Consider the following 14203-nt stretch of genomic DNA (forward strand, 5'->3'; position numbering starts at 1 on the left):
TCTACACCACGAAAACGTGATTCCCGAATATCCATGGCAGGTACCGTCTGCAGACTCTATGCCTCACCTCAACCCGGTAGGCGCCGGGCCGACTGAGCTTCGCCTCGAGTGTCTTGCCATATTGCTCAACCACGGCGACGCCGTTGTGAACCAGTCTGATCAGGCCTGCACGCGGCGACGACACATTGAGTGTCCCCACTTCAGCCGCTGGTATCGTGCCGCCCATCTCAATGACATTGTCGTCGCTTCCCACTACCTGACAGCGAAACCCGGAGGCATCGTCCACCTTGTCGGCCCCCACAAAACACCGGCCAGACCTTAGTGCAGAGTACACCAGGGCCGAATCGTGGGAGAGCGAACCGGTGAATGGCTCCGGAGTGAGGATGTATGTGCTCACCGTGTGGAAAGAATCCCGATACATCGACATTATCCCGTGGGCATCCACTCCGCCTATCCCTGCGATGTGCCTGCGGTAACTAGCTGCGAAGTAATCCCACGTTGCAAGCACACTGTCTACCGGCCCTCCATGTGCGAAAACTGGAAAGAGGACAAACACAATCAGCTGAAGCACGTTCTTGGCCCTACCGGTTACATCGTACGTATGGTTCCATATCTCGATGCCATCGAATGGTCCTGCGTCCCAATCGGTCCACGGGTACTCCATGAACTCAGCCTTGATCATGGCGCCGCCGGTAGGATGAGCGATGAACCCGATTCCACCCTGCCTTTTCACTGCTTCCACATTCGCTGAGGGTGACGCAGATGCCGAGATCTCCTTCGAGATATCCAGGGCCAGGTAGTGATCTGCGTTGGTGTCAGGCGTTATCTCCTCCCCAACTAGGAGGAGGCATCTCCCATGCCATCCCTCAAGCCCCTCTTCCTTGGCTCGCAGGGTATTGTGGTCGGTCAGCACCACGAAATCGGCCTGCGCGTAATTGGCCTCCTCCATGATCTTCTCCACGGGAGCAAGCCCATCAGAGAAGGTGCTGTGAACGTGGAATACACCTCGGTACTCATGCATCCCCGCCATCGCCCTTCCGCTTGCGATTTCGGCCGCGCCTTATGTATATTCCGATGGGATTATTGGCGTGATACGTCAGTTGCACGTTGCCACGAATGCCTCTAGAGATGGGCACGCATGTGCGCGCTCAGGGACGCACACAGAGAAGAACCCCCTCCGCCTGCAACGGAAGGGGTTCACAAGTCTGCATCTGCACTAACTCGGAGCAAGCCAGGGAGGTTATCTACTGCAACCATATGCCCGACGGCGATCAGGATCCCATGCACCCGATCCTCGTTTCAGCGCCCATTTCGTCGATACTTACCTCAACCGTTGAAGTGAGAACATCCGCATAGCTGTAGGATACGCGCTTCACAGTATGGGGGTTCTCATTTATGCGCACCACGAAGACCTTGGGATACGTCTGCTCCAAAACACCCTCGGCCTCCAGGATCTTCTTACGGCCCTGATTGGCCTTCAGCTTCACGGTTTTGCCTACGAAGGAATCAAGATCCCCTTTGATCTTCTCGAGGATGTTGTCGACCGCCAACGCCTTCACCTTCCTTCCCAGCCTCATCTTTTGTAATGATATCACGATGAGGAAGCAAAGTCAAGTGAGGCCGATTATTATACCAAAGCCCTCTGACGCCTGTCAAGGCCTCAGCGCGGCTTTTGTGTTAAGTGTTGCGCGTCTATGATGATGTCGCCCCGCGACGCGTCTGCAACATTGTCGCCTGAGAGCTTCACAAGCACCGCATGCGCACTATCCCTCGACCCCCGCGCCGAACACACCTACAGCTGTCCTTGGCAAGCTGATTCTCATCTTCCCTCGAGTCTGCAAACCGCCTACACCAGGCCGTTTGGTTATTGTGCTTTCGATGGCCTCGTCCACTCTGACGATTTCCTCGATAGGGGTATTCACGACCTTCTCTGCCAGGAGAACCGGATCCAGGCAATGGATCAGGACACGATCTGGAGAGCTTGCATAGTTCGCACCTGCCTCGATAAGCGCCTCGTAATAGGACTGGCAGGCCCCTGCGATGATCACCAGGCCATCCTTATCCATTTCGTACTGCCGAGCGTGACGCACCGCCCCAACGTAGAACCCCGAATTCCAGTAGCTATCGATAGACGTCCGTTCCGCGCCCTTCTTCTTCAGAGCATCATGGCCAGTGAGCACGAGGACGTCTGGCGTGTGTTCGCGGAGAAGATCACTTATCGCCTTAGGCTGCTCTTCCGCGGCCACATGCTTGCCCACTACGGGCACGCCCAGCTCCTTGTAGAATTTCATGCAGTCCCGTAGGTAATCGGCATCCCCATCGAGGTGAAGCACCTTGCCCGGCACGTCAAAAAGGTCGTCGGCTATGCTCACGCCCCTAGTTCGGCGGCGATCTCTCCTGTGTCGCACCTGCTCCTCGGCTATGCGCCTAACACGCACACTCCTCAGATGCTCTGCCGATTCCCGCAAGGCCCGCCGCTTCTGCTCAACTAAGGCGCGCTCATCTGCAAGAACAAGATCGGAGACTGGAGCATCAGCAAGCAATCTCGCACTTATCCCCTTCAAAGTGGCGGTGGCATCAGACTGCCCATAGCAGTCCACTTTCACTACCCGAAAGAGCAGATCCTGCCCATATGACCTGCGGGAAACGACATCTCCCTCGTGAATACGGTCGCAATTCGCCAAATGCCTTCCCCCCTTCCTGGGGAAGAGGCTGAGCTCGCGAGCTCCGCGGTTGTCTGCGGCGGACTCTGCCGTGGGAAATTGCCTACCGGCAGAATCACGCCGCGTGTCCGGCGGGTAGGCTAGTCCAACCGCACAGGCTATAGCCCAGCCAACTTCGGTTCCCGTTTCAGGATATGTGGAGAAAGCAAAGCAAGGACCATGCCACCGCGCACGCCGGGCTGCTTGAAGCAGACGGCAGCCTGCTAGGATAGGGATTACGTGTGAGCAAACGTGAAGCAAGCATATGTGAGACAAGCATGCGGGTCTACTTAGTGTGCTTATCCGCCACCTTCGATGCGCCGTAGGAATCCGGCTTGATGCGGGCAGCAAAGCCCGTGCCGGTTATCATGCCAACGATGTCCCGGATAAGCTCCTTGGTCTTCCCGTTCTCCCCAACATCGAGATGGATCTCGACGTTGAGATCTGCGTGACCATTCTCCGCGAGGCACGACGCGACCTGGCTAGCCAGTTCCAGGCTTTTCGAGGCCTCGTAGAAGATGCGCTGGCGGAGGCTCCTCCCCACCCGCTCATACTCGCGGCTGTAGTAGTAGCGCGCTCCCCTTCCAACGCGATGGATCACTATGGCGCTGACGAAGCAGGTCTCCTCCCCCACCTGCGAATCGGTGCCGATAATGAGCTTGTAGACGGCGTCCGGCTCGTCCTGCACGAACCGTATGATATCGGCGAATGCCTCCTCAAAACTGAGGCGCCCTTTGCTCGGGCTTGTGAAATGCACCATTATCCATCACTCGCTTTGCAGACTCCGCGGGCCCGCGCTATTGCCGCAAACTCCTCGAGGGAGAGCGTCTCGGCTCGCCGCCGTCCGTCGATGCCTGCCTGCGAAAGCACGTCATCGACGGCGCGCGAGTCTCCTCCGAAAAGCGACGAACCCAAAAGGGAGTTTCTTAGCGTCTTGCGTCTGAGCCGGAAACCCGCACCCACCATGGCAACAAGCTGACTTGGGTCCGCCTCCACCGGTGGAGTCGACCAGACATCCATTCTCACCACAGCGGACTGAACCGCCGGAGGCGGATCGAACGCGGCGGGTTCAACGGTGAACAGAATCCTGGGCGCAGTTGCGTACTGAGCCCGGACTGATAGGGGTCCGTAAGCGCTAGTTCCAGGAGCAGCCACAAGTTTCTGAGCCACTTCAAGCTGGACCATGAGCACGAAGCTTGAGAAGATCGGCGCCTCGGCGAAGAGCCTGTGGAGGATTGGCGTGGTTATGCAGTAGGGGAGGTTTGACACTGCAAGAACCCGGGAGTAGGTCTTCACGCCTGAGCAGCACTCACGAACCAGCCGTCCAAGATCGCACTCAAGGATGTCCGCATGGACTACTTGGACATGCGACGAACCGGCGAACACTCTCTCCAGACTGCCCGCAAGCTCCGGGTCAACCTCGATCGCAATCAACCCGCCTGCCCGCTCGGCGAGGGGGCGAGTCAACATCCCCCTGCCTGGCCCGATCTCCACCACTAAGTCTCCACTATCCACTCCGGCCGACCTAATGATCTCGTCCCGAACGCTCAGATCTACAAGGAAATTCTGACCGAGTTTGCTCATGACCATATTGTATCACAATTGACTCGGCCCATCGCATCCTGAGGAAGGCGCCGTGACATTCGGCATAGGAGCACGGCTGATGCAGTCGTGTGGAGTGAAAACAGGTGGAAATGGAGGCAGATAAACAGAACGGCCGGCTCCGGGGGGGCCGGCCATGCAGGCGTGGCGAGTTGCCAGCGCTAATCCTCGACGATGTACACCTTCACCCTGCGCCGCCCAAAGGCCAGGGCCTCCTGAAGAGTCTCAAAAAACAGATCGATCCGGTTTCCCTTGATTGCTCCCCCAACGTCGGCTGCGAGAGCAGGGCCATAGCCTTCCACGTAAAGACGTGTTCTCAGGGGTATCACCCTTGGGTCAACAGCAACTATCCCTGGGCGAACCTTCATGCCGATGGCGGTGTAGCCGTCAGCCGACTTCCCGCAGGAACGCTCCGATGGCTCATACCCGGTGGCCACCATGTTGAGCACTTTCCGATAGGTGTAGCTGCCACGAGAGGTCACCAAAACACGCGCTGGCGCCCTGGCGCCAACGGCCATTACCGTCGGCTCCGGGCGTTCCAGGACCCGCTGGGACACTACTGACTCACTCAACACTCCGGCCTGTCCAACCTTCAGAAGGAGAGTCTGCTCCATAACGCCGTCTCGCCCGTTACGGACGATTCTCGTCATGCCTCGATCGAGTTTTGGATCGGAAATCCGCTGCGTGCTTCTGGGGATCAGGACTGTTCGTTTCACGAAATCGTCAGTGACCCAGCCAACACCCAAGGGCATGGCCTTGGAAAGCTTGCCTGGAGTGGCTGCGCCAGATGCCTGCAGGACCTTCTCCACATACTTTCTATCCGGATAGAAGGCGACCGTTCGGCCAGGTTCATTGGCAGCGCTCAGATCAACGCCTGCCTTCAGCCCCGATACCGCTGCTATCAGGACCAAGACGAGCAGACCCAAACTGCGCTGCCTGCGTGAAAGCCTCGCGGGTAGCACATGGAATCCTCCCATCTGAGTGTATATCGAATGCCCATCAGTGGAACCGATGAGCCAGCAAATCCTGATCCTGGGCGTCATTGTCACCTATACTATACGCCTGCACCTGAGTTGTCAAACGCGCCCCGTCCTCTAGCCCATGGCCCGATCAGCCTTCCATATCTAAGTAATCACCCATCAGCCCACAGAATATTCATTGCGGCCTGCTTGGTGAATGGCCCGGTTCATTCAAGCAGGGGAGCGGGCACGCGCCCGCTCCCCTGCTTGAATGAACCGTTCGTTCTCCTCGTTCGTTTCTTGATCATCCGGAGTCTATGAGCGTGGCTTTGGGAACCCTTTCCACACTATGACTCTGGACTTCGGCTGGGAATCCGCCGTGGACGCCTGCGGCCTTTCAAGATCCCCCTGGTCTGCAGCAGTACTTGCCTGAGGCGACATATGATCCTCGTTTGACTCGAGAGCCTCATCTGCCTCTGTGGCCGGAACCACGGGCCTCTCCGCAGGAGCCGCCGCGTTCGAAAGCCCAGCTGGAACCCATCCCGCCCCAGGCTCGACAGCGGCTATGCGCTCACCTTCACGGGCGCCCACATCTTCCCTGAGAATGGCAGGCTCGCCGGTTTCGTAGTTCATCCCAGCCGTTCCGACAGCCCACACATCCCCCGTACCCGCGACAGTTCCGAAGTCGGGCTGGAACCGATCGGGCCCCAGCTGCCCGGGCTCGATCCCCCTCCTACGGACGAGATAGGCTTGCGCATCCATCTCCTGCGGCCGTTTGGGATGCTCATCACGGCCCGTGTCGCCAGTGAAAACCACCTGCCGCATCACCCCCCAGCGTCCCAAATCTGGTCATGGGGCCGACCCACAACAACTATATTCGGGTGGGGGTTGTCACTTGCCTATATCCCCGCGCTCACTTACCCTTGGATTGCCACGCGTGAAGCGCCAGGGCCACGGCGATGACACCATAGGCCAGGAAGCTCCGAAAGTACTCGCCTACTTGCGGCGCACCTAACAGACGCTGGCCTGCCAGGGGCGATACGACGAACAGGGTGTGGAATAGAAGAACACCGATAATGGCATTCCATATCGTGGCCCGCCTTACCGTCGCTCCCCCAACCAGCAGGGCCGCGATGGAGAACATTCCCACCTGCTCATGGCTGTTAAAAGAGTTCATACTACCCATGTTCTGCAGGAAGATCAGTTGGCCCCAGGCGGCCAACACGGTGGAGATCACAAGTGCGATCACCCTCGTGCGGTCCACGTTGATTCCTGCCACTTCCGCAATGTGCATGTCCTGTCCGACTGCACGCATCTGTTGCCCCAGTTTCGTTCGAGTGAGGAAGGCCAACACGCCACAGATGGCCATCACAGCAAGCAGTGTAGCCACGGGTATGCGCCATGGGCCAATGGGCGCCGGGCCCAGATCGGCCATGATGAGACCCTTCCATATTGGGTCGAACGCTCGGTCCAAGGAGTTGGAGATAGCAATCAGGTCCACCGTGTTTCGAAGGCCTACCCCAGAAGTGAGCATGAGAACCGTATCTTTCATCGGTATCAGCGTTCCGAGGAGGACCAAGAACACAAGCTGGTAAAGGCCGTTTGCAAAGAAGCCCATGATCATGCTAGTAACCATCTCTCGGCCCTTGGCCCGGTTAAGAACCTGCGCAGTCAGCCACCCGAAAAGCACCGCGAACGGCACTGAGACCAGCGCCGCAAGCAGGAAGCCGCTGATCCCGCCGATTCTGTAGTGAGTGACTATGACTAGCGCTGTCTGGCCTGCCATCGCGCCTATGACAATCCCGAAGTTGAGCCCAAGCCCCGCCATGACAGGGATGAGGAGGGACAGCACAAGGAATGTGTTCCTCCCGAGCCTCGTGATGATCTCGTTGATAAGGTAGTTGATATCCAACTTGGCTGCGATTACCAGGATGATCGACACCACCAAGAAGAAGATGGGCACCGACCACTCCTTCAGTATGCTCGCCCCGGCCTTGCGCTTGGCGGCCGCCGGCTTGTTCACGTTAGTGACAGCATTACTCGTCATGCCGGCTACCTCCTTTCAGTCCGGGTTAGGGCATATAGGATCATGCCATTGCTTATGATCATCCGAGCGATCTCACTGATATCCGCCCCTGGCATCGCGCTCTGCGTCACCGGAAGCGCGATGGTGAGCAGTGTGTGGAAAAGGATTGTGCCTATCACCACATGGCCCACTGTCGCATTTCGGAGCGTGGCGCCGCCAATCAGGATGGAGGCGACTGCAGGGAACGCAGCGTACAGCGGCGCAGTGTAAAGCTGCAGGAAACCGTAACTCTGCGCGTACACCAGTATTCCCACTGCCGCCAGCACAGTGGAAAGCACTATTCCAGTTGTGCGCATCGCACGGACGTTGATTCCGGATGACGTGGCGAACATGGGATTGGCGCCTGCCGTCCGCATTGCCAGCCCGCCGCGGGACTTGAAGAACAGGCTAGTCAGCACACAGAACGCCGCGAAGAATAGCAGCAGCCCGGTGGGAATGGTGATTCCTAGCACCCTGAATGCAAGGAAGTTGTTGAGCACCTTCGCGAACATGTTGCTGAGCGAAAGGGTGTACCTAAGCCCTTTCCCGCCGATTGCAAAGATCAGAGCGGGGTTTCGATACGGCGCAAGCAACCAGAACACGCACATCAGCGAAACGATGGAGAACCCGGCGTAGGTGCCCACCATCATCTCCTCGCCTCTGACCCGCTCCAGCAGCATCGCATAGAGGTAACCAGCCAGTATGGCGATTGGCACAGATATGAGAATTGCCACGAGGAATCCTGAGAACCCCCGAAGCCCCGCGTTCATGCTTGTGACGCCGCCGATTAGGCCTGCTATGACCCCTACCGGAAGCCCGAAGTTGAGGCCGACGCCGCACGACAGGGTCGGGAGCATCGCAAGCACTAGCAGCCCGTTCATGCCGATTCGAACCAGAGAGTCGCTGATGAGAATCGTGAGATCCATCTTCATCACCACGGCTACGCCGAACAGGAACAGAAGGAAGAGGGCTATGATGAGGCGCGGCAATCCGAACCCGCTGTACAGCCCAGCCAGAGCAGATAACCCCTTAGGCTGCACTTCTGTTGCAGTGGCATTCTTTCCAGCCATCCTAGCTTACCTCCTTCCGGGAAACGCCGCGGCCCGCCATCATCAGACCGAAATCCACATCCGATGCATCAGGCGGCAATATGCCTGCTATCTGCCCTCGGTATACGATGGCGATCCGGTCGCATATCTTCCTGAGCTCTGCAAGCTCAGATGATGTCATCACGATGGTCATGCCATGATTCCTGTTGAACTTGACCAGAAGATCCAGGACGAGCTGCTTGGCCCCGACGTCGATCCCACGGGTCGGTTCCGACACAAACATCACTTCGGGTTCCATGGTGAAAGCACTGGCAAGGCACACCTTCTGCTGATTCCCGCCGGAGAGCCGCCTTACAAGTTGCTCTGGACCAGTGCACCTGAGATCGAGCTCCTTGATGATCTTCAGGGCATGCTCCCTAATCCGCGCCTCGTCGCTCATGCGGAGAGACTGGATCGGGCCAGGGCGCAGATACTTGCCCTGTGACTGCATGGCTGTGAGAACGATGTTCATCTGAATCGTCTCGTCTAGGAGAAGCCCAACGCCTCGCCTATCTTCCGACACGAACGCCATGCCGGAGAGAAGCGCACGCCTCGGGTCATTCAGCGGGATCTCTACTCCATCCTTCCACACGTGGCCATTTGATGGGTAGAGGCCGATCACTCCATTGGCGATCCCCACCTTGCCGTGACCGGCAAGCCCTCCGATTCCGAGTATCTCGCCTCGACGGACCTCAAGATTCAGACCAGTGACGCGCTCGCCAGGCATGTCCACTGTGAGATCCTGAATCCTGAGAATGGGATCTCCCTCCGAAGGATCCGCCTTCCTAGATGGAAGCTTGCCTCTTTGGATCTTCCTGCCCACCATCAGTTCGGCGATTCGCTCCAACTTCGCCTCGGACTTGGCCATTCTGGCCACAACCTCTCCATCGCGGAGGATGGTTATGTTGTCGGCCACCTCCATTACCTCATCCAGACGGTGAGTGATGAACAGAATCGCTATTCCGTCGGCGGACAGCCTGCGCATCGCCTCTAGGAGTTTGGATGCCTCACTCTCAGTGAGGACGGCAGTGGGTTCGTCAAACACCAAGAGCCGCACGCTCTTCTTGTCGATCTCCCGTGCGATCTCCACAAACTGCATGTGCCCAACTGGCAGGCCTGCTACAAGGGCAGTCTCGTCAATGGAGAGCGAAAGCCTTTCCAACGCAGCGCGGGAGTCGCGGCGCATCGCAGGCTCATTCATGGTCTCCATCTTAGGCCCGAGCACTCTCGATACGATGTTTGGCTTCGTTATCTCCCTGTTGAGCTTGATGTTCTCCGTAATGGTGAACCCCGGGATCAGCATGAACTCCTGATGGACCATGCCTATGCCCAATTCCATGGCCTTGCGGGGCGAGTTGATATCTACACCCTGCCCATCGATTGCCACCTGGCCGTCGAATCCGCCTGTGTCGAATATCACCTGCATCCCAAAGAGGATGTTCATGAGAGTCGTCTTGCCAGCTCCGTTCTCGCCTACAAGCGCATGGATCTCCCCTGGCTTGACTGAGAGGCTGACACCCTTCAAAACGCTGGTCCCGAAGAAGCTCTTGCTTATGTCCCGAAGCTCCAAGACATTCCCATCAGACATTTCAAGGCTCCTCTCGGTAAGATGAAAAGGACACTACAGAAGAATACTACAGGAGGAGCGCCGGGCTTCGCCCGGCGCCCGCACAGCACCTTGTTCTGGAACGCCGACTACTTGACGTCCTTTCCAAAGGTGATGGAGCCTACGAGATACTTGAAGTAGGAACCCTTGGCACTCAGCCGCTCGAACTTCATGGGAACGCCGGCGTACTCTTCCATGATCTTCTGCACAGCGACCATGTCCTTAAGATCGATCTTCTTCTCTACGGCTAGCTTGGCGAGTTCCACGCCAACAGTGCTGTGGAGGTAGGACGTGGCGATCGGCCATGTGGCGAAGCGGCCAGCCATGCCCCTCTTTACTATCTCAGCGTTGATCGCCTTCACAATGGCCGGGAAGTTGCCCTTGATATCATCGGTGATCTTGAGGCCCAGAGCGCCCGGGTATCCATGCGTCGGGCTCGGGCAGCACTGCTCTGGGAAGATCGCTCCGGCATGGAGCACTGCCGTGATCAAAGGCTCCTGCATGCCGCAGTTGGTGGAGAAGAACGCGGTGTCCTTCCCATACTTGGCCACCTGACGGGGAACGTCCTCGAGGATGAACTGCTGAGTCGCTGGAAGGCCTCCCTCGCCCATTGGGTCGGGCGCAGTCACGAATACGAACTGAACTCCGAGCTTGTCGCACTCCTGCTTCATGACGTCACGACGGAGGGCGAGATCAGGATATGACATATGGCGCGGGAAGGAGTAGTGTATGAAAGTCTTCGCGCCCATCTTCTTTGCCTGCTGCGGTATGGAGTTGCCGCGGGCCGGGTTGTTCGGAAGCAACGCCAGGTCGACAACGCCATCCACTAGCGGAGGATCGTCGGCCGGCTCGCCCACGATGAAGATCATGTCGGGCCTGAGCTCGCGCGCCTTGCGGATACCGGCGACAGTGCCGGGGACTCCCTGGTTGATTACAATGGCCTTGATGTCGCGGTTAGCCGCGAGGCCTGTAATCTGACCGATGAAGGTTTCCTGCTCGTTCATGAAGTTGTCGGGGTAGGTGCGATGCTCGATCATTCCGGGATACTTCTTGATCGCCGCCTCGGCGCCTCTGTACTCATCCTCTCCCTGAGAGACCGTACCAGTGAGGACTCCGATCTTGAATGCCGGGGCTCCACTGGACATGCCAGCGAGGCTGAGAACCAATGCAAGAGCGAGAATCAACAGAAAGCCTCTCTTTGCCATATCGACACTATCCCTCCTTGTAAAGTAGTGGGGCGTGCTTGCGCGCCCCATAGTCGTTGCCGGTATATTCTACTAGCACGACATGTTTCCTTCTTGCTCGGCCGCTTTCCATGGATTCTCATGCCAAGCGCGCACCGACTCACCGCCCCAGTCTACTGCTGCTCCCTGGCTCTGAACTCCACTCCCATCTCGGCGGCAGTCCGGGAACACGCTTCTACATCCACCCCAGGCACTTTCACGACGGTCAGCACAACCTTAGGGATGCACTTCTTGCTCTCCCGGGCGAAATCCAGCATGGCGTTATAGGCCTGCTGGCCGTATTCGGAATTGCATAGCCGGTCGTACTCCTCCGCATCCTGAGCGTTCAGGCTGATCGACATCACGTCTATCAAGCCTGCAAGCTCAGGAAGAACATCACGGCCGGTGATCAGCTTCGCCAGTCCATTCGTATTCACCCGCAGCCTTACTTCTGGTCGCCGTTTCTTGAGGCAGCGCGCCACCTCCGCCACCACGTCCGGCCTGGCAAGTGGTTCGCCAAACCCACAGAACACCACTTCGCGGTACTTGCCGATGCCTCCGCACTCGTCAATCTCGTCGATGATATCGCCCGCTTCTGGGTCTTCGTCAAGCCACAGATCGTAGTCATCCATTGCGCCAGTGTGCCTTATGCAGAATGTGCAGTTGTTCGGGCACTTGTTCGTGATGTTGATGTACATCGCATCATCAATCTCATATGTCAGGGTCACAGTAACGATCTCCCTCCAAACCACCACTCCCGTCATGGAAGTGACTGTGCAGTTTCCATCCGGTCCCAGAGAGATTGGCACACGATTGTGAGCCTATCGATTCCACGTGCGTGCACAGTTCTATGTTATCATCATACTGGAAGTCATGCCTGCTGACGCCTGTAGATAGGCAACTTTTCCTGGGAATGTGAATAGTGTTATTTTGCCTACAACTTGCCTCTTGAGTATGGGAGGAGGGAATGGACTCAATGAGCTCCGTGGAGGATAAGGAACGCGAGGTTATGCTGGAACTCGTGAGAGTCACTGAGACTGCAGCACTTCTAGCGGGCAGATGCATGGGAATGGGCGACAAGAACCTAGTTGACGATGCTGCTGTTGACGGCATGCGCGGAATGCTATCCCTGGTGAATATCAACGGAACCGTAGTAATCGGTGAAGGCGAGAAGGATCACGCTCCCATGCTGTACAACGGCGAAAGGGTAGGCGCAGGCCGCGACGGCCAGGAGCTAGACATTGCCGTTGACCCAGTTGAGGGAACTAGCCTGGTGGCAAACGGACTCCCTAATGCCATATCTGTGATTGTCATAGCGAACAAGGGAGCCCTGATGCCTGTGCCCACCTTCTACATGCAGAAGATCGCTGTGGGGCCAGAGGCCAAGGACTACATAGACATCGACGCCCCAGTTAGGGAGAATCTTCGAGTTGTTGCAGCCGCGCTCGGGCGCAAGGTGAAAGACCTAACGGTGGTCATCCTGAACAGGCCACGCCACGCCGATCTCATCCGAGAGGTGAGGGAAGCTGGCGCGAGGATCAAGCTCATACCCGATGGCGACGTTGCCGGAGCGATTTCCACGGCGCTTCCGGATACCGGAGTAGATATGCTGATGGGAATAGGGGGCGCCCCAGAGGCAGTGCTCGCGGCCGCCGCCATCAAGTGCCTCGGCGGAGAGATGCAGACCAAGCTGTGGGTTAGGGACGAGGAGGAGGCCGGACGCGCCATGGAACGCGGATTCTCCGACCCCTCCAAAGTGTACTGCGCCGAGGACCTAGCCCACGGGAATAGCATCATCTTTGCGGCAACAGGCATAACCGATGGCGACATGCTTGAGGGCGCGAGATACTATGGCGCCAAGGCTGCCACCGATTCGCTGGTGATGCGAATGCAGACAGGAACGGTGCGCAGAATACGCGCGACCCATGATCTGTCGAGGAAGACCCTCAGATCATTCAGGGCTGGGGTAGAGATGCAAGTTTGACCTCTGATACCCGAACCTCTCCTGATGCGGCGACCTCCATCATGCACTGGACACCCGCGCATGCCACCCCATCGGCGTACAGCCGCACCTCGGCTGCCCATCGCCCGGTTGGCATCCGGGTGTCCTTCAGATTAGCCTCAAGCACCCTCACCTTGCCTGGAAACACCACTCCAGATGGCACAGGAAGCTCCGTCGCCGTCTTCATTCCAGGCATCCTATGGGAGAGCACAGCAGAAGCACGAGCATATGTGTTTCCGTCATTCCTCACCGTGACCATGAGCGTAGGTGAACTCCCGTCACCCCCTCCAGTCGCCTGTACTCCAACGACCGAGATCTTCCTTACCCACTTCCCAGAGAATCTCAACATCACCGGCGCCACGAATACGCTCTCAGCGGCGATATATGACCCGGCCCGCGCCTGAATCGCGGGCCTCGTGGCGAACGAGACTGCGGCCAGGAGGCTGTTCTTCGCCCGATCTGCCGCGTACGCGGGATCCACCGTGAGTTTCACGGAAGCGGATCCACCGGGTTTGAGCACGAAAGCAGCTGGGGACACGCGAAGCGCCTTCGATTCCTCAGTTGAAACGGTCATAGCGTCGATATGCCCATTAGCGTCATGCTCAACACCATATGTCTTGACGTTTACCGAAAGCGACACCGACGCGAAGTTGGTGATGGCAATCGCTCCCGCCGCGGTATCGGCATGCCACAGGAACCTCGTGAGTTCTGCTTCTATCACGGCTGGGGCCAGCATCACGGATATGCCTCGAGCTAAGGCGACAGGCGCCTGCGCACCCTTCGCCGGAAGCCCGGGGGCAACTGCGATTACGAGCGCAACTAGCAGAATGCCTGCGCATAGGCGCACAGCTCTCACAGGGTTTCGGTTCTCGCTGGAATGTATCATCGCATGCGCGGCTCCTCCCCACAGGCGTACCGTGGAGGAGGAGCCGCGACTCCTCCTCTCTGATGCAGGT

At 57.9% G+C, this 14203-nt stretch carries 14 protein-coding genes; 1 reads left to right on the forward strand and 13 read right to left on the reverse strand.

Annotated features, from left to right (window positions below):
- Window position 1: 1 nt before the first annotated feature.
- The 12 genes from VB144_07025 to VB144_07080 all read right to left on the reverse strand — a co-directional run bounded on the left by VB144_07025 (window position 2) and on the right by VB144_07080 (window position 11973).
- Window positions 2-1021 carry a hypothetical protein gene (locus VB144_07025; protein ID MEA4883392.1) on the reverse strand — a complete coding sequence of 340 codons (1020 nt, stop codon included), beginning with the start codon at window positions 1019-1021 and terminating at the stop codon, window positions 2-4.
- 250 nt (window positions 1022-1271) lie between these two features.
- Window positions 1272-1550, reverse strand: a complete 279-nt coding sequence (locus VB144_07030) for a Veg family protein (protein MEA4883393.1) — start codon at window positions 1548-1550, stop codon at window positions 1272-1274.
- A gap of 213 nt (window positions 1551-1763) precedes the next feature.
- Window positions 1764-2684 carry a sporulation peptidase YabG gene (gene yabG, locus VB144_07035; protein ID MEA4883394.1) on the reverse strand — a complete coding sequence of 307 codons (921 nt, stop codon included), beginning with the start codon at window positions 2682-2684 and terminating at the stop codon, window positions 1764-1766.
- Window positions 2685-2988: 304 nt separating this feature from the next.
- Window positions 2989-3462 carry a ribonuclease H-like YkuK family protein gene (locus VB144_07040; GenBank protein MEA4883395.1) on the reverse strand — a complete coding sequence of 158 codons (474 nt, stop codon included), beginning with the start codon at window positions 3460-3462 and terminating at the stop codon, window positions 2989-2991.
- Window positions 3462-4286, reverse strand: a complete 825-nt coding sequence (gene rsmA / locus VB144_07045) for a 16S rRNA (adenine(1518)-N(6)/adenine(1519)-N(6))-dimethyltransferase RsmA (GenBank protein MEA4883396.1) — start codon at window positions 4284-4286, stop codon at window positions 3462-3464. The genes VB144_07040 and rsmA overlap by 1 nt, the downstream gene beginning before the upstream one ends.
- 179 nt (window positions 4287-4465) lie before the next feature.
- A complete protein-coding gene (locus VB144_07050) occupies window positions 4466-5266 on the reverse strand; it encodes a 3D domain-containing protein (GenBank protein MEA4883397.1) in 801 nt (266 codons plus the stop codon).
- Between the two features lie 312 nt (window positions 5267-5578).
- Window positions 5579-6088, reverse strand: a complete 510-nt coding sequence (locus VB144_07055; GenBank protein ID MEA4883398.1) for a hypothetical protein — start codon at window positions 6086-6088, stop codon at window positions 5579-5581.
- An 88-nt stretch (window positions 6089-6176) separates the two neighbouring features.
- Window positions 6177-7310 (reverse strand): ABC transporter permease, encoded by a 1134-nt coding sequence (locus VB144_07060; GenBank protein MEA4883399.1) that lies wholly within the window; start codon window positions 7308-7310, stop codon window positions 6177-6179.
- Between the two features lie 5 nt (window positions 7311-7315).
- On the reverse strand, window positions 7316-8398 hold the full coding sequence (locus VB144_07065) for an ABC transporter permease (GenBank protein ID MEA4883400.1): 1083 nt from the start codon (window positions 8396-8398) through the stop codon (window positions 7316-7318).
- A 1-nt stretch (window position 8399) separates the two neighbouring features.
- A complete protein-coding gene (locus VB144_07070; GenBank protein ID MEA4883401.1) occupies window positions 8400-10004 on the reverse strand; it encodes a sugar ABC transporter ATP-binding protein in 1605 nt (534 codons plus the stop codon).
- Window positions 10005-10111: 107 nt separating this feature from the next.
- On the reverse strand, window positions 10112-11227 hold the full coding sequence (locus tag VB144_07075) for a DUF3798 domain-containing protein (GenBank protein MEA4883402.1): 1116 nt from the start codon (window positions 11225-11227) through the stop codon (window positions 10112-10114).
- Between the two features lie 152 nt (window positions 11228-11379).
- Window positions 11380-11973 carry a TatD family nuclease-associated radical SAM protein gene (locus VB144_07080; protein MEA4883403.1) on the reverse strand — a complete coding sequence of 198 codons (594 nt, stop codon included), beginning with the start codon at window positions 11971-11973 and terminating at the stop codon, window positions 11380-11382.
- 248 nt (window positions 11974-12221) lie between these two features.
- Between VB144_07080 and glpX the strand changes: the two genes are divergently transcribed.
- Complete coding sequence (glpX, locus tag VB144_07085) at window positions 12222-13229, forward strand: class II fructose-bisphosphatase (GenBank protein MEA4883404.1); 1008 nt, start codon at window positions 12222-12224, stop codon at window positions 13227-13229.
- On the opposite strand, the gene VB144_07090 is transcribed toward glpX, so the two are convergent.
- Complete coding sequence (locus VB144_07090; protein ID MEA4883405.1) at window positions 13201-14133, reverse strand: hypothetical protein; 933 nt, start codon at window positions 14131-14133, stop codon at window positions 13201-13203. The genes glpX and VB144_07090 overlap by 29 nt on opposite strands.
- Between the last annotated feature and the right edge of the window lie 70 nt (window positions 14134-14203).

Source organism: Clostridia bacterium, assembly GCA_034926675.1.
GTDB lineage: Bacteria > Bacillota > DTU025 > DTU025 > DTU025 > JAYFQW01.